Origin of the sequence: Corallococcus sp. EGB (genome assembly GCF_019968905.1) — a bacterium.
Classification (GTDB): domain Bacteria; phylum Myxococcota; class Myxococcia; order Myxococcales; family Myxococcaceae; genus Corallococcus.
Genome location: NZ_CP079946.1, coordinates 1306374 through 1327886, shown reverse-complemented (window position 1 = coordinate 1327886; position 21513 = coordinate 1306374). Strand labels below are relative to the sequence as shown.

At 70.5% G+C, this 21513-nt stretch carries 20 protein-coding genes; 7 read left to right on the top strand and 13 right to left on the bottom strand.

The annotated features are described in order from the left end of the window. Positions 1 to 113: 113 nt before the first annotated feature. The 5 genes from KYK13_RS05460 (at position 114) to KYK13_RS05440 (ending at position 7636) form a co-directional block, all read left to right on the top strand. Positions 114 to 371, top strand: a complete 258-nt coding sequence (locus KYK13_RS05460) for a hypothetical protein (protein ID WP_223646973.1) — start codon at positions 114 to 116, stop codon at positions 369 to 371. A gap of 245 nt (positions 372 to 616) precedes the next feature. Continuing rightward, positions 617 to 916 (top strand): hypothetical protein, encoded by a 300-nt coding sequence (locus KYK13_RS05455; protein WP_223642499.1) that lies wholly within the window; start codon positions 617 to 619, stop codon positions 914 to 916. Between the two features lie 244 nt (positions 917 to 1160). Next, complete coding sequence (locus KYK13_RS05450; RefSeq protein ID WP_223642498.1) at positions 1161 to 1745, top strand: GAF domain-containing protein; 585 nt, start codon at positions 1161 to 1163, stop codon at positions 1743 to 1745. Between the two features lie 156 nt (positions 1746 to 1901). Continuing rightward, positions 1902 to 3773: a serine/threonine-protein kinase gene (locus KYK13_RS05445; protein WP_223642497.1), complete on the top strand. Its 1872-nt coding sequence runs from the start codon at positions 1902 to 1904 to the stop codon at positions 3771 to 3773. 86 nt (positions 3774 to 3859) lie between these two features. Then, positions 3860 to 7636 carry a tetratricopeptide repeat protein gene (locus tag KYK13_RS05440; RefSeq protein ID WP_223642496.1) on the top strand — a complete coding sequence of 1259 codons (3777 nt, stop codon included), beginning with the start codon at positions 3860 to 3862 and terminating at the stop codon, positions 7634 to 7636. Between the two features lie 226 nt (positions 7637 to 7862). On the opposite strand, the gene KYK13_RS05435 is transcribed toward KYK13_RS05440, so the two are convergent. After that, a complete protein-coding gene (locus tag KYK13_RS05435) occupies positions 7863 to 8990 on the bottom strand; it encodes an isoaspartyl peptidase/L-asparaginase family protein (RefSeq protein WP_223642494.1) in 1128 nt (375 codons plus the stop codon). Between the two features lie 221 nt (positions 8991 to 9211). Here KYK13_RS05435 and KYK13_RS05430 point away from each other — a divergent pair, with 221 nt between their 5' ends. Then, positions 9212 to 9877: a type 1 glutamine amidotransferase domain-containing protein gene (locus KYK13_RS05430; protein WP_223642492.1), complete on the top strand. Its 666-nt coding sequence runs from the start codon at positions 9212 to 9214 to the stop codon at positions 9875 to 9877. A 30-nt stretch (positions 9878 to 9907) separates the two neighbouring features. Here the strand turns inward: KYK13_RS05430 and sufT are convergent, their stop codons facing one another. From sufT to KYK13_RS05395, 7 genes are read right to left on the bottom strand one after another with little or no spacing between them, the layout of a single operon-like run. After that, a complete protein-coding gene (gene sufT, locus KYK13_RS05425; protein WP_223642491.1) occupies positions 9908 to 10459 on the bottom strand; it encodes a putative Fe-S cluster assembly protein SufT in 552 nt (183 codons plus the stop codon). A 9-nt stretch (positions 10460 to 10468) separates the two neighbouring features. After that, positions 10469 to 10921, bottom strand: a complete 453-nt coding sequence (gene sufU, locus KYK13_RS05420) for a Fe-S cluster assembly sulfur transfer protein SufU (RefSeq protein WP_223642490.1) — start codon at positions 10919 to 10921, stop codon at positions 10469 to 10471. Beyond that, positions 10918 to 12147: a cysteine desulfurase gene (locus KYK13_RS05415; RefSeq protein ID WP_223642489.1), complete on the bottom strand. Its 1230-nt coding sequence runs from the start codon at positions 12145 to 12147 to the stop codon at positions 10918 to 10920. Before KYK13_RS05415 ends, sufU begins: the two co-directional genes overlap by 4 nt. Continuing rightward, complete coding sequence (sufD, locus tag KYK13_RS05410; protein ID WP_223642488.1) at positions 12144 to 13454, bottom strand: Fe-S cluster assembly protein SufD; 1311 nt, start codon at positions 13452 to 13454, stop codon at positions 12144 to 12146. Before sufD ends, KYK13_RS05415 begins: the two co-directional genes overlap by 4 nt. After that, on the bottom strand, positions 13451 to 14233 hold the full coding sequence (gene sufC / locus KYK13_RS05405; RefSeq protein ID WP_223642487.1) for a Fe-S cluster assembly ATPase SufC: 783 nt from the start codon (positions 14231 to 14233) through the stop codon (positions 13451 to 13453). The genes sufD and sufC overlap by 4 nt, the downstream gene beginning before the upstream one ends. Further along, positions 14233 to 15672, bottom strand: coding sequence for a Fe-S cluster assembly protein SufB (gene sufB / locus KYK13_RS05400; RefSeq protein WP_223642486.1), 1440 nt, complete (start codon positions 15670 to 15672; stop codon positions 14233 to 14235). The genes sufC and sufB overlap by 1 nt, the downstream gene beginning before the upstream one ends. Continuing rightward, positions 15669 to 16166, bottom strand: a complete 498-nt coding sequence (locus KYK13_RS05395; protein WP_223642485.1) for an SUF system Fe-S cluster assembly regulator — start codon at positions 16164 to 16166, stop codon at positions 15669 to 15671. Before KYK13_RS05395 ends, sufB begins: the two co-directional genes overlap by 4 nt. Before the next feature lie 200 nt (positions 16167 to 16366). Between KYK13_RS05395 and KYK13_RS05390 the strand changes: the two genes are divergently transcribed. Continuing rightward, positions 16367 to 17566, top strand: coding sequence for an ABC transporter substrate-binding protein (locus KYK13_RS05390; RefSeq protein ID WP_223642484.1), 1200 nt, complete (start codon positions 16367 to 16369; stop codon positions 17564 to 17566). Between the two features lie 34 nt (positions 17567 to 17600). On the opposite strand, the gene KYK13_RS05385 is transcribed toward KYK13_RS05390, so the two are convergent. The 5 genes from KYK13_RS05385 to KYK13_RS05365 are packed head-to-tail and all read right to left on the bottom strand — an operon-like array spanning position 17601 to position 21511. Continuing rightward, positions 17601 to 17783, bottom strand: a complete 183-nt coding sequence (locus KYK13_RS05385; RefSeq protein ID WP_223642482.1) for a hypothetical protein — start codon at positions 17781 to 17783, stop codon at positions 17601 to 17603. Further along, positions 17780 to 18055, bottom strand: a complete 276-nt coding sequence (locus KYK13_RS05380) for a hypothetical protein (RefSeq protein WP_223642481.1) — start codon at positions 18053 to 18055, stop codon at positions 17780 to 17782. The genes KYK13_RS05385 and KYK13_RS05380 overlap by 4 nt, the downstream gene beginning before the upstream one ends. Next, positions 18052 to 18915, bottom strand: coding sequence for a hypothetical protein (locus KYK13_RS05375; RefSeq protein ID WP_223642479.1), 864 nt, complete (start codon positions 18913 to 18915; stop codon positions 18052 to 18054). The genes KYK13_RS05380 and KYK13_RS05375 overlap by 4 nt, the downstream gene beginning before the upstream one ends. Further along, positions 18909 to 19982 carry a TadE/TadG family type IV pilus assembly protein gene (locus KYK13_RS05370; protein ID WP_223642477.1) on the bottom strand — a complete coding sequence of 358 codons (1074 nt, stop codon included), beginning with the start codon at positions 19980 to 19982 and terminating at the stop codon, positions 18909 to 18911. Before KYK13_RS05370 ends, KYK13_RS05375 begins: the two co-directional genes overlap by 7 nt. After that, the gene (locus KYK13_RS05365) at positions 19979 to 21511 is read right to left on the bottom strand and encodes a hypothetical protein (RefSeq protein WP_223642475.1); all 1533 of its coding nucleotides are present in this window, start codon (positions 21509 to 21511) and stop codon (positions 19979 to 19981) included. Before KYK13_RS05365 ends, KYK13_RS05370 begins: the two co-directional genes overlap by 4 nt. Positions 21512 to 21513 lie beyond the last annotated feature (2 nt).

Here is a 21513-nt window from a genome sequence, read left to right as displayed (position 1 = left end):
CACCCGGAGAACCCCGCGAAGTTGCTCAAAACCCGCGCTGGCACGGCGGGTGCTCATGGCCCTGGCAACAGCCGATGCAATTCCGCGTCGGCGTGTCGTGCCCGGAGTCATCCATGAAGACCGTCTTCGTCGCCGCCCTGTTCGCCGCTTCCGCCGCGTTTGCCAACACCCCGGCCCCCGCCGCCGCCCCCGCGCAGCCGGCTCCCGCCGCCGAGGCGAAGACCGAGGCCGCCGCCCCCGCCCCCGAGGCGCAGGGTGAGATGAAGGCCGAGTCCAAGACCGAGACCAAGCACGAGACCAAGGCCGGCAAGAAGGGCACCAAGACCAAGACCGAGAAGAAGACCACCACCGAGACGAAGTCCGAGGGCTGATCCCTCTCTTCGCTCGCGCCCTGCCGTCTCCAGGGGACGGAACAGGACGTGGTGCCCGGCAGGGGCGCTCTCTTCGCGAGGGCGCCCCTGTTGTCGTCTCTGGCGCGCAGTCGGAGCGGAAATCGCTGACGTGACAGGACAACGGGTGAATAAACAAACCCCAGGCTCCATCTAGAGGCGCGATGACGATGATGCCTGGCGCACTCCCGCACCGGCCGCCGTCATGTGAATCCGAGCCCATCACCATGAAGACCTTCCTCGTCGCCGCCTTGTTCGCCGCCTCCGCCGCCGTCGCCGCCCCGCCCAAGCCGCCCACCGAGACGAAGCCCCCGGTCAAGACCCCCGCGACCGGCACCCTCGAGACCCCCACCGGCGACATCCAGGCCGACCCCAACGCGCCTTCGAAGCACGAGGCCAAGACCGATGCGGAGCCGGAGCTCAAGGCTTCCGGCCGCGCGGAGGCCGTGCTGAAGAACAAGGAGGGCGCCGGCACCCAGCAGAAGCCCCTGAAGAAGCCCGCTCCCGCCCCGAAGAACGCGCAGTAGCCCGTTCACCCGCCTCCAGGGGATGCACCACACGCCGTGCCCGACAGGGGCGCTCTCTTCACGAGGGCGCTCCTGTTCGCGTTTCGCGAAGTCCGGCTCCACCCCAGCTCACTTCTTCTTGGGTTTTCAGTAAAACCACCATTTGACAGGAACAAAGGAATCGCGCATAACAGGACATGTGTGGATGACAGCTCATCCACGACAGGAAGGGGTGCCCCCCTCCCCCCCTTCAAGCGAGACGGTCATGGTGGAAGCGTTCACGAAGGTGTCCGAAGCGTCGCGGTTGCTCCTGGACAAGGGCCTGTGCCCGGCCACGGGTTCGGATGCGCTGGGCATGGTGGCCCGCCCGCTGAAGGTGGACCGTGCGTGCCTCTTCGAGAACCGCACCACGAACCTGGCGGGCCGGTTCCTCACGGACCTGCGCTACGCCTGGGCGGAGCCGGGCGTGGTGTCCCCGCTGGCGCACCCGGTGCTGCGCTCGCTGCCCCTGCGCGACTACGCCATGGCGTGGACGGACATGCTGGAGGCGCAGATGACGGTCTCCTGCCTCGCCAAGGACGCGCCGCCGATGATGCGCGAGCTCCTGGAGCGCCAGGGCGTGCAGTCCGTGCTGCTGTGCCCCATCGTCCCGGCCAAGCAGTGGTGGGGGTTCGTGGCGTTCGAGGATTGCCGCCAGGCGCGCATCTGGCGCCCGGAGGAGATCTCGCTGCTCAAGTCGCTGGCGCGGGCCGTGGGCGCGTCCGTGCGGCACGCGAGCATGCGCTCCTCGCTGTCGCAGGTGCGCACCAACCTCACCAGCGTGCTGCGCCCCGTCGCCGGGGACACCTGAGCCGACACCGGAGCCTCCCTGTGGGAGCCTCCTGGGGGCTCCACCCGGGTCATGGACGCCCGCCCACCCGGCGAGCGGGAGGGGGCCGGAGGGGCAGTTGGGGAGCGCTAACGCGGCGCCCCGTTTCTGCTAGCCTCGCCGCCCTGTTCCCCGCCCATGTCCTCGTTCGAGCCCACCGCCATCAGTCGTTCCCGGCCTCCTGATCTCGTCAGCGGCTACCGCCTGGAGAAGCTCGTCGGCGCTGGCGGCATGGGAGAGGTCCACAAGGCCACCCAGCTGTCGCTCGGCCGTACGGTCGCGGTGAAGCTGCTGAATCCGGAGCTGGCCAAGGACCCGTCGTTCATCGCGCGCTTCCAGAAGGAAGCCGCGGCGCTGGCGACGCTGAGCCACCCCCACGTCGTCGCCATCGTCGACAAGGGGAAGACGGACACCACCTACTACCTGGTGATGGAGTTCGTGGACGGGCCGTCCCTGCGCGAGCTCATGCGCAGCCCGTCCATGGAGACGCCGGTGCTGCTGCGCCGGATGCTCGAAATCTGCCGCGCCATCGAGTACGCGCACGGCCGGGGCGTCATCCACCGCGACCTGAAGCCGGAGAACATCCTGCTGGATCAGCAGGCCGGCGGCATCGCGAAGGTGTCCGACTTCGGGCTGGCGTCCTTCCTGGATGACGCGTCCGCGGCGTCGCGCTTCGCGCTCACGTCCACGCACGTGTCCATGGGCACCATCTCGTACATGGCGCCCGAGCAGCGCGTGGACGCGAAGAGCGCGGACGAGCGGGCGGACATCTTCTCCCTGGGCGTCATCCTCTACGAGACCTTCACCGGCGAGGTGCCGCTGGGCACCTTCGATCCGCCCTCGCGCAAGCGCCCGGGGCTGGATCCGCGCGTGGACGCCATCGTGATGCGGTGCCTCAAGCCGGATCCGGACGAGCGCTATCCGTCCGTCACCGCGCTCATCGCGGAGCTGGAGCCGCTGGTCCCCGGAAGCCTCCTGTCCATGCCGCCCCTGCGGCTGACGCGCTGGCAGCGGGCGAAGGCCGCGATGCGCCGCGCGGTGCGCGTGACGGCGCAGACGGCCGCCGGGCTGACGGTGCTGGCCGCCGTGGGCGTGCTGGGCGTGGCGTGGCACCGCAGCGGAGAGGTGCACGTCTCGCTGCCCCTGCCGGGCAGGGCCATCATGGGGGAGCTCGGGCCGGTGAAGACCCTCAAGGGCCCCGGCCGGGTGGAGGATGTCACCCCGGACAAGCGCCGCGTGACGATGGGCGAGGGGCCGGACGCGCCGCAGGTGGTGGCGGCCGGCCGGACGCTGAGCTTCGACAACAAGGCGCTCGTCTTCCCGCCGCTGGAGGATGGCGAGCCCCGCGTGGGCCGCGCGCGCGTGGACGTGGTGGGGCTGGTGGGCGGCGTGGCCCGGCTGACCGCGCGGGTGCGCGCCGAGGCGCCCCCGGCCACGTGGCAGCGCCGCCTGAAGGAGCTCTGGAACGGCCCGCCGCCGGAGCCGGTGGCCTCGCTGGGCCTGATGGGCCGCGACGGCCGCTACGTGACGCTCGTGCACCACGGCGCGGGAGTGCCGCTGTCGCTGGAGTGGTCGCTGGGCGAGCGCAGCGGCGCCATGCTGGGCCTCGCGTCCCCGGAGGGCGAGGTGCGGCTGGAGCTGTTCATCACCGAGGACGGCGTGCTGCAGGCCTTCGTGGGCCACGGAAAGGACCAGCGCCCCATCGCGGAGCCCCTGAACCTGGGCCCGGACTGGCAGGCCCAGTTCGGCGAGCCCCCCGCGCCGGCCGTCGGCTGCATCGAGGGCACCTGCGTGGTGGAGGGGCTCACCTACGCGGTGGACTGGCCCCAGGCCGTGGAGACCCCGGCCTCGCCCGTGGTCCTGGTGCCGCAGCAGCCGGTGCGCACGGTGGCCGCCAACACGGTGCCGGCGAAGGCGGTGGCGCCCAAGAAGCCCGCCCCGCCGCAGCCCCCGCCCAAGCGCCCGCCGGTCAAGGCGCCCCCCGCGAAGCCCGCCACGAAGCGCCGCTAGGGAAACAACCAGGGGCGGCCCGGGACCAAGCACCTCAAGGGGAATATGGCCTCTCCGGGGGGATTGCATTATCCCTCGACACCCCTATGCGCACCTTCCGCCGCGGCCTGACCGCGCTCGCACTCGTCGCCGGCCTCACCGGCTGCCCCCGGCCCTCCTCCGTCGTCGCCCCCCACGTGCTCGAGTCCGCCGCCGAGCGGGCCGGCCAGGGTGACGCGGAGGCGCGCACGCTCGCGTTCGCGGGCTTCCACGCATACCTCGTCGCGGGCGACGTGAAGCTCGCGCAGGAGCGCTTCGACGCCGCCGTGAAGAAGGACCCCGGCGACCCGTACGCCCTGGAGGGGCAGGCGCTGCTGGCCCGGCGCAACGGCCAGTCCGATCGCGCCCTCATCGCGTCGCTGGAGCTGGTGAGGCGCAGCCCCCGCCACCCGGTGGCCGTCATCGCCGCGCGCTACGTGCTGGACCGCGTGGGCACGTCCCGCGCGGAGGACGACCGCATCCTCCAGGGCGTGGACGCCGCGCTCGCCGCGGGCGCCCGGGGTGAGACGGCCTACCTGCTGCGCGCCGCGCGCCTGTCCGTGGCGAGCCTGCGCGCGGACTCGGCCGCGCAGGCCCGGACGCTCCAGGACCTGGGCGGCGCGAGCGAGGCCACGCTGGTGGGCCCCTTCTCCCCCTTCCACGTGCTGGCCATCGACGAGCCCATCGCGCCGGAGAAGGACGGCTCCTTCGCGGGCCCCTTCACGGGCGCGTATGGCCCGCTGACGGTGCGCACGCTGCGCTCGCCGGACGGACGGCTGGCCCTGGGCGGCGAGCCCGGCCACGGGGACATGTACGCGCTGGGCATCGACGCGGAGGTGGCGCAGGACGGCGTGTACGTGCTGCGCACGGTGAGCCAGACGTCGCACCGCGTGATGATGGACGGCGCGCCCGTGCTGGAGCGCCGCGACTGGGCGCACACCGCGTCCACGGTGACCGTGCGCGCGCTGGAGCTGCCCGCGGGCAAGCACCGCTTCGTGGTGAAGATGTCCCGCGACAACACCCAGGGCGGCCTGTCCTTCGCGCTGGTGAAGGCGGACGGGAGCCCCTCCGGGGTGCGCCTCACCGCCGCCACCGGGCCCGCGCCGCGCTGGAACGCGAGCGCCCCGGGCCAGGTGGAGGCCCCGGACATGTACCCGGGCGCGGAGGACCTGGCCCAGGCGCTCCAGGGCGAGGCCGGTGAGACGCTGAGCACCTTCCTCGCGGTGCGCGACGGCCTGGCGCGCGACCTGGACGGCACCCAGCGGCTGATGGCGAGGCTGGAGGCGACGACGCCCGCGCTGCTCACCCTGCGCGCGGAGCAGGCCGCGCAGGACCGCCGCATCCCGTCCAAGGTGGCCCGCGGCCGGGCCACGCGCGACCTGGAGGCGGCGCTGGCGAAGGACCCGGGCAACGTGGCGGCGCTGCTCCTGCGCGCGGACCTCTTCCTGGATGACGGCCAGCCGACCTCCGCGCTGGACACGCTCAAGACGGCGCGCGACGCGGTGAAGCCCGCGGGCTTCCCGGTGCACCTCCTGATGGCCCGCGCCGCGCTGGCGCTGGACGTGGACGCGCAGGCGGAGGTCTCCCTGGCCTCGGCGCTGGAGGCCCAGCCGGGCCTGTGCGAGGCGCTGGGGATGCAGTACTCGCTGGCGCGCCGGCGCGACGCGGTGGCCCGCTCCGACGAGCTGGTGAAGGCGCAGGAGGGCTGCCCCAGCGCGGAGGCGCGGCGGGTGGACCACCTGCGCACGCGCGGCGACCTGGAGGGCGCGGCGCAGGGCTACGCGCAGCTCCTGTCTCGGGACCCGGACAACCTCACCACCGCCGCGGCGCTCTCCAGCGTCTACGTGAGCCTGCGCCGCTACGACGACGCGGCGAAGGTGCTCCAGGGGCAGTCCACCGTGTGGCCGCGCAACGCGGAGGTCCTCAAGCGGCTGGCGGACGTGCGCGAGTACGCGGGCCAGCACGCGGAGGCGCTGAAGGTGCGCGAGCAGGCGCTCAAGCTGGACGGCACGGACCTGTCGCTGCGCCGCGCGGTGGAGCGCGCGAAGACGGGCAAGGAGCTGCTGGCGGCGTACGCCATCGACGGCAAGGAGGCGCTGAAGGCCTACGAGGCGGCGCCCGTCACCGGCGGCAGCTCGGCGGCGTACGTGCTGGACGCGGCGGCGGTGCAGGTCAACCCGGACGGCTCGCTCGTCAACCGCATCCACACCATCCAGAAGGCGCTGGAGCAGTCGGGCGTGCAGGACATCGCGGAGGTGAACATCCCCCGCGGCGCCCAGGTGCTGGCGCTGCGCACGCTCAAGGCCGACGGCCGCGTGCTGGAGCCGGAGAACATCGAGGGCAAGGACACCATGAGCCTGCCCGGCGTGCAGGTGGGTGACTCCGTGGAGGTGGAGTACCTGCTGGCGGAGAGCGACCGCGGCCCCGCGCAGCCGGGCTTCACCGCGTCCGCGTTCTACTTTCAAATCGCCAACCAGCCCAACGCGTGGAGCACGTACACCGTGGTCGCGCCCAAGGGCAGCGGCATGAAGGTGGACGCGCACGGCATGAAGGCGCCGCCGCCCGAGGTGAAGGGCGACGTGGAGGTGTTCCACTACGACGCGCGCCGCGTGCCGCCGTTCATCCCGGAGCCGGACGCGCCGCCCTCCGGCAACGAGTACCTGCCCTTCGTGATGGTGGGCGCGGGCGAGACGGGCAACGACGGGCTGGCGCGCGTGTACGGCGACGCGTTCCAGGACCGGTGGCTGCGCACCTCGGAGGTGGAGGCCTTCGCGCGCCAGGCCACGGAGGGCAAGAAGGGCCTGGAGGCGGTGAAGGCGCTGCACGCCGCGGTGATGAAGCGCTTCTCCGGCCGCGACGCGAGCCTCGCGCAGTCCGCGGCGTCCACCGTGGCGCAGGACCGCGGCAGCCGGCTCACGGTGATGAAGGCGGGCCTGGAGGCGCTGGGCATCCCGTCGCGCCTCGCGGCGATCCGCACCTTCAACACCGACCCCGCGCCCTACCTCTTCCCGGCGGACGCGCTGCTGCCCTACGCGGCGCTGCGCGTGGAGGTGCCGGGGGAGCAGCCGGTGTGGCTGGACACGTCCGTGCGCTTCGGCCCCTTCGGCGAGCTGCCGGAGACCGCCATGGGCGAGCGTGAAGCTTACCTGCTGCCGGAGCCCGGAAAGCCCCTGCAGAAGGTGAAGACACCGCCGCTCAAGCCGCGCGCGGGCAAGGACGTGAAGCTCAACCTGGAGCTGGGCGCCGACGGCAGCCTCAAGGGCCAGGGCGAGGAGACCTACTCCGGCTTCGAGGCCGCGCAGATCGCCGAGGCCTTCGAGCAGCTCTCCGCAGAGAGCCGCAACCAGGCGCTCCAGGGCGCGGTGGCGCGCTACTTCGGCGGCGCGGAGCTGTCGTCCGTGAAGCTGGAGCGCCAGGAGCAGGTGGGCGCGCCCTTCGTGCTGCGCTACGCGTTCACTGTGCCCCGCTTCGGGCGCATGGAGGGCGACAGCCGCATGGCGCTGGGTCCCCTCACCTTCCCCGCGCTGCTGGGCCGGCGCTACGTGCAGCTGTCCACCCGCACCACGCCGCTCTTCATCGACGACACGGAGGCCAGCCGCACCAACGTCACCGTCACCCTGCCCCAGGGCTGGAAGCTCAGCGACCCGCAGGCGGGCCTGAAGGTGGACAGCGAGTTCGGCCACTACACCCGCTCCGAGAAGCAGGAGGGGCGCACGCTCTCCATCGCGGAGACCTTCAACCTGCCGCGCGCCCGCATCTCCCCGGCGGAGTACGAGAAGTTCTCCGCCTTCGCCGGTGACGTGGACCTGCTCCAGGTGCGCGAGCTGTTCCTCGTGAAGCAGTAGCCCGCGCACCGCTTCCGCGCGCCCGTCAGTGGTGCGCGGAGCCGGGCTCGGACAGCTTGCGGTGCTGCCCGGCGGAGACCGGGGCCGGCAGCACCGTGGCGGCCGCGGCCCACGTTGCGCGCCACCATGTCCTTGAGCACGAGCTTCGCCACGTGGACGCGCGCGAGGCCATGGCTCTCTCTCGGCATGGGACAGCGGGGCCCGCGCGCCGGGCTCGGCCGCCTGCCTAGGGCTTGAAGATGGCGACGGTGGGCGTGCCGTCCTCGCCGATGTAGCCGCGGTACATGCCGCTGGAGTTGAAGGGCATGGCCACGTGGCCCTGGCGGTCCATGGCGATGACGCCGCCCTCGCCGCCAGCCTTCACCAGCACGTCGTTGACGACGGAGTTGGCGGCCTCAGGCAGCGGGAGGTCCTGGTACTCGACGCGGGCGCAGATGTCGCGCGCCACCGTGTAGCGGATGAAGAACTCGCCGTGGCCCGTGGCGGACACGGCGCAGCGCTCATCCGCGTAGGTGCCCGCGCCGATGATGGGCGAGTCCCCCACGCGGCCGAAGCGCTTGTTGGTCATGCCGCCCGTGGACGTGCCCGCCGCGAGGTTGCCCTCCTGGTCCAACGCCACCGCGCCCACCGTGCCGAACTTGTGGTCCCCGGTGATGGGATCCACGCCCGGCGTCAGCGACGAGCCTGGCTGCGGCTGCGGCTGCGCGGGCGGTGCCTCCTTCGCCCGCTCCTGCTCCAGCGCGCGCTGGAGGCCCTGCCAGCGCTCCTCCGTGTAGAAGTACTTCGCGTCCACCAGGGGCATGCCCTGCGACCGCGCGAAGGCCTCCGCGCCGTCGCCCACCATCATCACGTGCGGCGACTTCTCCATCACCAGCCGCGCCAGGTCGATGGGATTCTGGATGTGGTGGACGCCGGCCACCGCGCCGGCCATGCGCGTCTTGCCGTCCATCACCGCCGCGTCCAGTTCGTTCACGCCGTCGTGGTTGAACACCGCGCCCTTGCCGGCGTTGAAGTACGGCGAGTCCTCCATCACGCGGATGGCCGCCGTCACCGCGTCCAGGCTGCGGCCCCCCTTCGCCAGCACCGCGTGCCCTGCCTGGAGTGCCTCCGTGAGCGCGGCGCGCATCGCGGCCTCGCGCTCGGGCGACAGGTTCTCACGCGAGATGACGCCCGCGCCCCCGTGGATGACCAGCCCCCACCTCGGCTTCACGCGCGGCGGCGCCTCCGTGCGCAGGGCCGCCTCGTCACGCGCGGCGCCCGCCTGCGATGACGTGGCGCAGCCCAGGGGGACCAGCAGCAGCGCGGTGCTCGCGAGCAGGCCGCGGTGCATCCGGGGAGAGAACGAGGGGGACATGCCGTGCGCCTCCAGAAAAGGGCCTGTGTCGTAGAGCCGTTCTCCGGAGGCGTCCAGCGCCGCCGCATGCCGCGCCGCACCACTCCAGCGGAGGACCTCATCCCGGCGCCCCCCCGAGCGCCCGCCTGCCCGCCTGCCCCCCGCTTCCTCTCCCGGCGGGGCATGTCCACCGTCTCTTTTCGGGTCGTGGGGACATCCATGGACACGGGGAGGACGTGGCGATGAAGAGGCTGAAGGGGATGCGGGTGGCGGTGCTGGCGGCGGATGGCTTCGAGCAGGTGGAGCTGACGCGGCCCGTGAAGCGCCTGGAGCGCGAGGGGGCGTACGTCACCATCGTCTCCCTCCACAAGGGCCGCATCCGGGGCATGAACCTGCTGGTGCCCGGCCGCAAGGTGCGCGTGGACGCCACGCTGCGCGACGTGAAGGCCGCGGACTTCGACGCGCTGCTCCTGCCCGGCGGCTTCATGAACCCCGACTTCCTCCGGCAGAGCGCCCTGGCGCTGGACTTCGTGAAGGACGCGGACCTGTTGGACCAGCCCATCGCGGTCATCTGTCACGGGCCGTGGCTGCTCGCGTCGGCGGGCCTGCTGGAGGGCCGGCACCTGACGTCCTGGCCGGGCATCCGCAACGACCTGGAGAACGCGGGCGCGCACTGGACGGACGAGCCCGTGGTGCGCGACGGCAACTGGGTGTCCAGCCGGGGGCCGCACGACCTGCTCGCCTTCGAGCACGCGATGGTGGAGCTCTTCGCGGAGCGCATGTCCCCCGCCATCGCCCGCCGCGCTCCCACGGAAGCCGCGCCGCGCTGGCCCCGATGGCTCGCGGGCGGGCTCGCCGCCGCGGCCACGCTGGGCCTGGTCGCACGGGGGCGCAAGGCCCTGGCCTGACGCCTCAGGGCCCGAAGCAGCCCGGAGACGTCACATCCAACCCAACTGGAGCCGCGCCACGTCCGACATGCGGCTCTGGTCCCACTGCGGTTCCCACACCAGCTCCACGTGGGCCTCCTTCACGCCGGGCAGCGCGGACACCTTGGAGCGCACGTCCTCCACCAGCACCTGCCCCATGCCGCAGCCGGGCGCGGTCAGCGTCATCTCGATGTCCACGCGCTGCCCGCCCTCGTCCAGCGGCGTCGCCTTGCACGTGTACACGAGCCCCAGCTCCACGATGTTCACCGGGATCTCCGGGTCGTAGACCGTGCGGAGCTGCTCCCAGACCTGCTCCTCGTGGAACTCACCGGGTGTGACGCTCTCATCGGGAGTCTTCGCCTTGGCGGCGTACTCCTCGCCCAGCACGTCCGCGTTCTTCTCGTCGATGCGGAAGAGCTGGCCGTACGGATCCTGCACCGTGACGTTGCCGCCCAGCGTCTGCACCACCGTCAACTCCGAGCCCGCCGGCAGCAACACCTTGTCCCCGCTGGGGATGAGCATCGCGTCCACGTCGCGCTCGATGACCGTCATCGCGCCTCGCATGTCGCCTCCCTACTCCGTCGACACCGACGTGGTGCGGCCGTCCAGCGCCGCGTTCAGCGTGTGCCACGCCAGGCTCGCGCACTTCACCCGGGCCGGGAACTCGCTCACGCCCGACAGCACCGCGAGCTTGCCCAGCGACTCCACGTCCACGTTGTCCGGCCCTTCGGTCACCAGCGCGTGCACGCGCTCGAAGAGGGCCTGCGCCTCTTCCCGGGTCTTGTCCTTCACCGCGCCCGTCATCAGCGACGCGGACGCCTTGGAGATGGCGCACCCCTGGCCCTGGAAGCCGATGTCGCGGATGACGCCGTCCTCCAGCTTGAGCGTCACGGAGAGCTGGTCGCCGCACAGCGGGTTGTAGCCCTCCGCCGCGCAGGTGGCGCCCTCCACCACCCGGAAGTTGCGCGGGCGCTTGGAGTGCTCCAGCACCACCTCCTGATACAGGTCCTTGAGGTCCGAGCTCACGCGAACACCTCCCTCACCTTGTTCAGGCCCTTCACCAGCGCGTCCACGTCCTCCGGGGTGTTGTAGAGCGCCAGCGACGCGCGCGCGGTGGCCGCCACCCCGAAGCGCTGCATCAGCGGCTGGGCGCAGTGGTGCCCGGTGCGGATGCAGATGCCCTCCTGGTCCAGGATGGTGCCCACGTCGTGCGGGTGGACGTCCTCCAGCGTGAAGGACAGCACGCCCGTCTTGTGCGGCGCCGTGCCAATGAGCTTCAGCCCCGGCACCGACTGGAGCGCCTGCGTCGCGTACGCGAGCAGCCACTGGTCATGCTGGGACACGTTCTGCATGCCCACGGACTCCAGGTAGCGGATGGCCGCGGCCAGGCCCACCGCGCCCGCCATGTCCGGAGTGCCCGCCTCGAAGCGGTGCGGCACCCGGTTGTAGACGGTCTTCTCCATCGTCACGGAGAGGATCATGTCCCCGCCGCCCTGGTACGGCGGCAGCGACTCCAGCATGGCCAGCTTGCCGTACAGCACGCCAATGCCCGTAGGCCCGAAGAGCTTGTGCCCGCTGAACGCGAAGAAGTCACAGTCCAGGTCCTGCACGTCCACCGGGAAGTGCGTCACCGACTGCGCCCCGTCCACCAGCACCGGGATGTTCTTCGCGTGCGCCTTCGCCACCAGCTCCTTGATGGGGTTCACCGAGCCCAGCGCGTTGGACACGTGGGTGATGGCCAACAGGCGCGTCTTCTCCGTGAGCAGCGCGTCCACGGCGTCCATGCGCAGCTCGCCGCTCTCATCCACCGGAATCACGCGCAGCTTCGCGCCCGCCGCGTCGCACACCATCTGCCAGGGCACGATGTTGGAGTGGTGCTCCATGGCGGAGATGAGCACCTCGTCGCCCGGGCCCACGTGCTTGCGGCCGTAGGTGGCGGCCACCAGGTTGATGGCCTCCGTGGTGCCGCGCACGAAGATGACCTCGCGCACGTCCTTCGCGTGGATGAAGCGGCGCACCGTCTCGCGAGCGTCCTCGAAGGCCTGCGTGGCGCGCTCGGAGAGGATGTGCACGCCGCGGTGCACGTTCGCGTTGTCGTGCGTGTAGTAGCGCGTGATGGCGTCCAGCACCGCCTGCGGCTTCTGCCCCGTGGCGGCGCTGTCCAGGTACACCAGCGGCCGGCCCCGCACCTCCTGCCGGAGGATGGGGAAGTCCGCGCGCACCCGCGCGAGATCGAATCCAGGCCCGCTCATCCCATCACCTCCGCCGAACCCGGCAGCTTTTCCGCGAGCAACTGCTCCACCCGCGCGCGCACCGGCCCCTCCGGCACCGCGCGCACCAGCTCGCTCGCGAAGGCCTGCGTCAGCATGCGCTCCGCCGCCCCCTTCGGGATGCCGCGCGAGCGCAGGTAGAACAGCGCGTTGTCATCCAACCGGCCCACCGCCGTGCCGTGGGCGCACTTCACGTCGTCCGCGAGAATCTCCAGCTGCGGCCGGGCATCCACCTGCGCGCCCTCGGAGAGCAGCAGGTTGCGGCTCTGCTGGCTGGCGTCCGTCTTCTGCGCGTCCTCGCGCACGCGGATCTTCCCGTGGAACGTGCCGCGCGCGCGGTCGTCCAGCACGCCCTTGTAGAGCTCGCGGCTGGAGCAATGCGGCACCGCGTGGTCCAGGTCCGTGCGGTTGTCCAGGTGCTGCGTGCCCCGGCCCACGAACAGGCCGTTGAGCACGCACTCGCCGCCCTCGCCCGCGAAGGCCGCGTGCACTTCATTGCGCGAAAGCAGCCCGCCAAAGGAGAACGCATGCGACTGGAAGCGGCTGTCGCGCCCCTGCCGCGAATACAGCCCGCCCAGGTGCAGCGCGGCGTCGCCCTCCGCCTGGAGCTTGAAGTGGCGCAGGCTGGCGTTGTCCCCCAGCGACACCTCCGTCACCGCGTTGGTGAACGTCGCGCCCGTGCCCAGGCCCGCGTACGTCTCCACCAGCGTCGCCTCGCTGCCCTCGCCCGCCACCACGACGACGCGCGGGCTGGCCAGCACCGGCCCGTCGCCGCCACGCGCGAGGAACAGCAGCTGCACCGGCACCTCGCTCAGCGCCCGGGGCGCGAGCGTGAGCAGGGCGCCCTCTTCCAGCAGGGCCGCGTTGAGCGACGTGAAGGCATGCGCCGAAGGCCGTGAGGTCCGGCCCAGCGTCTCCTGGAGCAGCGCCCCGTCCTCGCGCAGCGCCTGCGACAGCGGCTTGAGCACCACGCCGCGCGGCAGGCCCGCGAGCACCGACAGCGCCGGCACGAACCGCCCGTCCACGAACACGAGCCGGGGGCCGGGCAGCGCCAGCCGCTCCACCGCCCGCGCCACGTCCTCGCCCGCGGACACGTCCCGCATGGGCTGGAACGGATGCGACGACAGCGTGGAGACGGGCGTGTACTTCCACTCCTCGTCCTTGGACGTGGGCAGGCCGCGCGCCTGGAACCGGCTCAGGCCCTCCTCGCGCAGCGCCTGGAGCCACGCGGGGACATCCGCCCGCGCCTGGAAGGCCCGGGCCACGTCCACGTAGTGCGAGAGGCTCACGGCCGGGCCTCCTTCGCCTTGCCGGCCCCCTCCCCACCAATCCAGCCGTAGCCCTTCTCCTCCAGCTCCAGCGCCAGCTCGCGCCCGCCCGAGCGCACGATGCGGCCCGCGGACATCACGTGCACGTGGTCCGGCACGATGTAGTCCAGGAGCCGCTGGTAGTGCGTGATGACGACCATCGCCCGGTCCTTCGAGCGCAGCGCGTTCACCCCGCCCGCCACGATGCGCAACGCGTCGATGTCCAGGCCCGAGTCCGTCTCATCCAGCAGCGCCAGCCGGGGCTGGAGCACCGCCATCTGGAAGATCTCGTTGCGCTTCTTCTCTCCGCCGGAGAAGCCCTCGTTCACGGAGCGGTTCATGAAGGCCGCGTCCAGTTGCACGAGCTTCGCCTTCTCCTTGGCCAGGGAGAGGAAGTCCATCGCGTCCAGCTCCTCCTCGCCCTTCGCGCGGCGCTGCGCGTTGAGCGCCGTGCGCAGGAAGTGCAGGTTGCCCACGCCCGGAATCTCCACCGGATACTGGAAGCCCAGGAACACGCCCGCCTTCGCGCGCTCCTCCGGCGGCGTGCCCAGCAGGTCCTTGCCGTCGAAGGTGACAGAGCCCTTCGTCACTTCATACGTCTCACGCCCGGCCAGCACGCCCGCGAGCGTGCTCTTGCCGGAGCCGTTGGGCCCCATGATGGCGTGCACCTCGCCGGCGCCCACCTCCAGGTTGATGCCCTTGAGGATGTCCTTGCCGGCCACGCGGGCATGCAGGTCCTGGATGCTCAACAACGACGCCATCACCCCACGCTCCCTTCCAGGCTCACGCCCAGCAGCTTCTGCGCCTCCACGGCGAACTCCATGGGCAGCTCCTTGAAGACCTGCCGGCAGAAGCCGTTGACAATCATTGACACCGCGTCCTCCTGGGAGATGCCGCGTTGCCGGCAGTAGAAGAGCTGGTCCTCGCCAATCTTCGACGTGGACGCTTCGTGCTCCACCTGCGCGGTCGCGTTCTTCACCTCGATGTACGGCAGCGTGTGGGCGCCGCACTCGTCGCCCAGGAGCAGCGAATCGCACTGCGTGTAGTTGCGTGCGTTCGCGGCGCTCTTGAGCATCTTCACCTGGCCCCGGTACGTGTTCTGCCCGCGGCCCGCGGAGATGCCCTTGGACACGATGGTGGACCGGGTGTTCTTCCCGATGTGCACCATCTTCGTGCCCGTGTCCGCCTGCTGCCGGTGGTTGGTGAGCGCCACCGAGTAGAACTCGCCCACCGAGTCATCCCCCTTGAGGATGACGCTGGGGTACTTCCAGGTAATCGCCGAGCCCGTCTCCACCTGGGTCCACGAAATCTTGGAGCCCTTGTGCGCGATGCCGCGCTTGGTGACGAAGTTGTAGATGCCGCCCCGGCCTTCCGCGTCACCCGGGTACCAGTTCTGCACCGTGCTGTACTTGATGGACGCGCCGTCCAGCGCCACCAGCTCCACCACCGCCGCGTGCAGCTGGTTGGTGTCGCGCATGGGCGCGGTGCAGCCCTCCAGGTAGCTCACGGAGGCGCCCTCGTCCGCGACGAGCAGCGTGCGCTCGAACTGGCCCGTGTCCGCCGCGTTGATGCGGAAGTACGTGGACAGCTCCATGGGGCACTTCACGCCCTTGGGCACGTAGCAGAACGAGCCGTCGCTGAAGACCGCGGAGTTGAGCGCCGCGAAGAAGTTGTCGGAGAAGGGCACCACCGTGCCCAGGTAGCGCTCCACCAGCTCCGGGTGCTCGCGCACCGCCTCGGAGAACGAGCAGAAGATGACGCCCGCCTTGTAGAGCTTCTCCCGGAACGTGGTGGCCACCGACACGGAGTCGAACACCGCGTCCACCGCCACGTTCTGAAGGCGCTTCTGCTCCTCCAGCGGGATGCCCAGCTTCTCGTAGGTGCGGAGGATTTCGGGATCCACCTCCGCCAGGCTGTCCTTCTTCGGCTTCTGCTTGGGCGCCGAGTAGTAGCGGATGGCCTGGTAGTCGATGGGGTTGTACTTCACCGCCTGCCACGAGGGCTCCTTCAGGGTGAGCCAGTGGCGGTACGCCTTCAGGCGCCACTCCAGCATGAAGGCCGGCTCGTGCTTCTTCGCGGACAGGACGCGGATGACGTCCTCGTCCAGCCCGGGCGGCAGCGTGTCCGCCTCCACCTGGGTGACGAAGCCCGCCTGGTAGCCCCTGCGGGTGAGCTCCTGGATGGTTTCGGTGCTGCTCATGAACGGACTCCCGTAGCGGAAGAAGGAGCGCCGACGGACGCCGGCAGGCCCAGGCCCACCAGCCGCTCCGGCATGCGGGGCGCGGGCGCGCGCAGGTCCGCGAGCGTCAGCTTCCCCAGCGCTTCCTGGATGGCTTGATTGATGAGGCGCCAGTGGCTGCGCACCTGGCACACGGATTCCAACTCACAGGGGCCCGCGGGCGAGCCCTGGTGCTGGCCGCACTCCGTGAGGGACACCGGCCCCTCCAGCGCCGTCACCAGCTCCGCCAGCGAGATGGCCTCCGCTTGGCGGGACAGGCCGTAGCCGCCGCTCGCCCCGCGGTGCGAGACCACCAGCCCCGCCTGCAGCAGGCCCTTCAGGACCTTGCTCGCGGACGGAAGCGGGACACGCGTGCGCGCCGCCAGCTCTCGCGTGGTGCGGGTCTCCCCGTCCGCGCGCGCCAGCTCGGCCATCAGCACGATGCCGTAGTCGGTCATCTTGCTCATCCGGAGCATGAAGGGGTGTCTCCTGTGGCTGTCACGGGCCCGATGCCCGCGACGGCCTCTTATGTAATGTGGACCTCTTCAGTCCACATTCAAATCCAAAGCGCTCCCCCGCCCGTTACGTCGGGTGCGGGTTCGCCGCACTCCGCCGGGCAAGCTAGGGTGGAGCGGTCCTCTTTCCGTACCCGCCTGCCCTCCGAGGAGCCTCACCGATGCGCCGTTCCCTCCCCCTCCTGCTCACCGCGCTGGCCATGGCCCTGGCGGGCTGTGAGAAGAAGTCCGCCCCGGCCCCCGCGCCCGCGCCCGCCACGCAAGAGGGCGGCGCCACCGCCGCGCCTCCGGGGCCTCCGCCGGAGGGCAGCATCCTCATTGGCGAGGTGGGCAGCCTCACCGGCTCCGAGGCCACCTTCGGCATCTCCGCGCGCAACGGCATCGACCTGGCGCTGCAGGAGGCCAACGCCGCGGGCGGCGTGCGCGGCCAGAAGCTGGTGGTGCGCGTCTACGACAGCCAGGGCCGGCCGGAGGAAGGCGCCCAGGCCGCCACGCGGCTCATCGCCCAGGACAAGGTGGTGGCGCTGCTCGGCGAGGCCGCGTCGTCCGTGTCCATGGCCATGGCGGACAAGGCGCAGGCGGCGAAGGTGCCCATGATCACGCCCACCTCCACCAGCCCGGAGGTGACGAAGAAGGGCGACTACATCTTCCGCGTCTGCTTCATCGACCCGTTCCAGGGCCTGGTGATGGCGAAGTTCGCGCGGGAGAACCTGAAGGTGTCCAGGGTGGCGGTGCTCACGGACAACAAGAGCGCCTTCTCCGTGGGGCTGGCGGACGTCTTCAACCAGAAGTTCAAGGAGTTCGGCGGCACCATCGCCGGCAACGAGAGCTACTCCAAGGGCGACACGGACTTCCGCGCGCAGCTCACGTCCATCAAGAACATGAAGCCGGAGGCGGTGTTCGTCCCGGGCTACTACACGGATGTGGGCATCATCGCGCGGCAGGCGCGCGAGGTGGGCCTGCGCGTGCCGCTGTTGGGCGGTGACGGCTGGGACTCCGACAAGCTGTACGAGTTGGGCGGCTCCGCGCTGGAGGGCAGCTACTTCTCCAACCACTACTCGCCGGACAACCCGGACCCCGTCGTGCAGAACTTCCTCGCGAAGTACAAGTCCGCCTACGGCAGCGTGCCGGACAGCGTGGCGGTGCTGGCGTACGACGCCGGGCGCCTGCTGGTGGACGCGATGAGGCGCGCGCCGGATACGTCCGGCCCCGCGCTGCGCGACGCCATCGCGGCCACGAAGGACTTCCCGGGCGTGGCGGGCACCATCAACCTGGACGCCAACCGGGACGCGGTGAAGCAGGCCGTGGTGATGAAGGTGGAGGGCGGCAAGGCGGTGTTCGTCACCACCGTGAAGCCCTGAGCCGCCTCACCCGCTCCGGCCGCCCGTCCCCACGTCAGGGGATGGGCGACTGGATGACGTAGTAGATGGACTGGAAGTAGGTGTTGAGGGCGCGGATCAGCTGGACGAGGAACGGCCAGCTCATCACGGTGAAGCCGAAGAACGCCGCCGTGATGACGCCATACTCGGCCATGGCCTGGCCGCGCTGGAGCCGCGACAGGACCCGGGGCGCCTTCATTCCCCCTCCTCCGGAGGAGGCGAGTCGTCCTTCGAGGGGTTCTTGCACTCCTTCAGGCACATGTCCTTGACCTTCGTGAACATCTGCACGCACTCGACCTGCTTCTTCGAGCGCTCCTTGCAGAGCTGCTTGTTGCGCGCCAGGTCGTCCATGCACACCTGGGCGCAGTCCTTGGCCCAGGCCGAGGGGGCGACGAACAGCACCGCGCCCACGGCCAGTCCCCAACCCCATTGCGTCTTCATGTCCTCGCGTCCCTTTCGCGCGGTGCTCATGGCAAGGCCTCCGATTTCTGCATCAGCGACAGGTGGAACTCCACCTCGTCGCTGCCCGTCGCCTGCTTCAGGATGACCTGCCCGCGCATGCCCGTGTTGCTCACCACGAACTCGCGCTGCTGGAAGCCTGGAGAGCTGCCAGGCTCCGCCTTCCAGCCCATGAGACGCAGCGTGCCGCGGTAGGCCAGCTCCGCCTCCTCCACGCTTTGCGCCCCGACCCGGCCCCTCACCGCGGTGTTCTGGAGGCCCTCCATGTTCAACGTCAGCGTGGAGGCCTCCCGCAGGTTCGGCGGCACCGGGACCCAATCCGGAATCTTCGCGGCGCTGCGCTGGAGCATGTTGCCCATCTGCCCGGCGGAGACGAAGGCCATCGTCTCGCCGCCCTGCTGGAGCGTGGAGACGAGGCGGATCTCCTCCGCCTCCGGCTCCCAGTACCCCACGTAGCCCGCGTTCTCGCTGAAGCGCACCCCGATGACGGGCAGGCCCTGCTCCAGGATGACCTTGCGGTAGTGCTGGAGGACCTGATCCGACGAGTCCTTCGTGGTGAAGAAGGCGACGGCGATGGGCACGTCCGGCCCCAGGTAGTCCGCCGCCAGCGCCGCCGGACGCCCCGCGTTCGGGTAGGGAGGGAAGTACGTCAGCGAGCGCGCCAGGATGGCCTCTTCCCGCTTCGAGCGCTGCACGCCCTCCTGCTTCGCCTCCATCGTTTCGGCCTGGTCCTCCATGCGCTCCAGTTCGGACTCCACCTTGCCGTAGGTGGCGTCCTCCCAGGCCACGCCCAGCAGCACGCCCACCACGGCGACGGAGAACAGCAGGACCCCCGCGCGGAAGGCGGGGTGATGGGCCAGCTCCTTCAGCACTTCTCCGCGTCCTTACAGCCCATGTACCACTCGCCGCGCTGCCCGTGCTTGTAGATGGCCTCGCTCTTGTTGCTGTCCCAGTCCTTCCACTCGGTGGTGAAGTAGTTGGCCTTGCCTCCACCACGGCCCTCCTGGGCCATGCTGATGGAGGGCGTGGGCGTGCGGCCGTCGTGGGGCTTCACGGCCAGGTTCGGCTTGAGCGGGCTGTCGCCCATCACCAGGGCCAGCGGCGAGAGCAGGTCCTGGGTGATCTTCTGGCTGAAGGTCGCGTAGGCCTGCGCCATGGTCGCGTACTTCGGGCTGCGGCTGTAGACGAAGTCGACGCGGGAATACATCTCGCCGCCGCCCTTGTCCCCCGGCTCCCGGTCCGCGTTCTCCGTGATGGCCCAGGTGTCGGTGATGATCGCCAGCTTCTGCTCCTTGAGGAAGTAGGCGTTGCCATCCTCGCCGCCCACGCCGGCCTCGGCGTTGCTGTGGACGTCGCCCTCTCCCTTCCAGTTCTTCTTCACCAGCTTCGGCTCCTTGCCGAACTGGGGCAGGAACGTCTCCGGCAGCATGTAGTTCTCCACCACCGCGCGGGCCGAGCACTTCACCAGGCCGCCCTTGGTGTACTCGTTCTGGTACATGCGGTGGCGGGGCTCCACCGAGCTGCCCGCGCCCCTGTCGGGCGCTTCGCACGTCACCTGCTTGGCGTTGCTGTTCATCCAGCAGACGTGGGCCACCACCGCCTTGTGGTGGTCCGGATCACTGCAGTCCAGGTACGAGCCGTCCCCGCCCTGCCGGTCCGTGCGGTCGATGCCGGACTCGTGGTCGCAGAAGGTCAGGCGGGAGAAGTACTGGATCTCCGTGCCGGCACTGCCTGACCTGTTCTGCGGCAGGTCCTTGCTGTAGTCCTGCGTGGTGTAGTCCCAGACGGTGGACAGCGCCGCCTCCTGGGCGTCCAGTGAGTAGCGCAGCAGGTCGTCCAGGAAGATGGCGTAGAGGAAGATGGGGATGAGGACGATCATCGACAGCGCCATCTCCACGGAGGCGGCGCCGCGGTGGCCCCTGCGAAGTCGGATGCTCATAGGGTCAGGTCCTCCGCGCCCGTCGCGATCTGCCCGGCTTCCGAGTTGCCCGCGGCGCCGAGCACCCGGGCCGCCTCCGGGGCCTTGAACGGATGGAGCTTGGCGCGCCAGTAGGGATTGAAGAGGCTGGGCGCCTCCTTCCAGCCGTCCTTGCCCAGCCGGTGGTAGTAGACCAGCGCCTTGGACAGGGCGGCGCCCTCTCCGGGCGCCAGCCGGAGGTCGCCCTCGCCCTGCGCCCCGTGGGAGAAGCGCATCGTGCCGGAGCTGTTGAGCTCCCAGGGCGCCTTGGTCCCGCCACCGACGAAGAACTGCTTGGTGACGTAGCTGTAGACGTGCGGCTGGCCCCAGTCCTCATCCGGGTCGGCGATGCCGCGGAACTTCATGAAGCAGTTCCCCGAGTTGGCGCACGAGGACAGCTGCTTGGTGTTGATGCCCGAAAATTCGGTGTGCTGCCCGCTGTGCGCCCCGCCCGGCTTGTGCTCGCTGCCGCTCTGCGCGCTGCTGAGGGTGGCCTTGTAGGGGAAGGCGGAGAAGCCGTCGCGCCACTGCTGCATCAGCGTGCCGTGCTCGTCGGCGCCCACCATCTTGCCGGTGTTGCCGCCGTACTGGCCGTTGCCATGGATGCCGCTCATGGACTCGACGACCTTCGCCGTGCCGGAATGGCCGAGGCCCATGTGCGTGCCCCGGCTGGGGATGTCCTTGAGCAGGGACTTCTGGAAGGTGTTGTTGAGGTAGGTGGGGATGCCGTTCATCAGCACCGGGATGCTCCGGTCCGCCGCCCAGCTCGGGCGCGTCGCGTTGGAGACCTCGGTCATGGAGCGGGCGCGCGCCTTCACGTCCGTGCTGGGCGCCTTCTGGCAGTCCATCCCGTCCACCACGCAGTCGAACTCCTTGATGTTGAGCCCCCCCACCCCGGCGCTCACGTTGCTGGCTCCGGGCGCGTTGTAATCCGTCAGGTCGTCCAGGCCGGAGCCGCGCAGGGCGTTGCGCGTCGCCATGTGCACGGTGGCCTGGGAGGAGTGCAGGGAGTCCGTCATGTCATTGAGGTTTTTGATGACCTTGTTGAACGCCGACTCCAGGTTCTTCACCTTGTTGTTGTAGGTGTTCGCCTTCTGGCTGTACTTGCCCGCGATGATGCCCGCCTCGATGGCGTGAGCACAGTGCGACAGGTTGGGGTAGCACTGCGCCAGCTCCTCGACGGCGATGATGCCGAAGTTCCAGGCGCCAGCGGTCATCATGTCGCCGGTGACGCTGGCAGCCACCATGTAGCCGTGCACGCTGGTCATGGCCGCGTAGGAGGCTGCGATGGCCCGGTTGGTGACGGCGTAATAGTTGAGCGAGCGCGCCTCCAGCACCGCCATGGAGTACGCCATCGTGTCGCTGTGCTGCTGCAGGCTCATCTTCTCCCGCAGGGCGTGGCTCAGGTTGAAGCTGAGCGTCGTCATCAGCGCGAGCAGCAGGAACGACAGACAGGCGAGCACCAGCGACTGGCCCCGGCTCCGTCTTCCACGAGCATGACGGGTCTTCATTC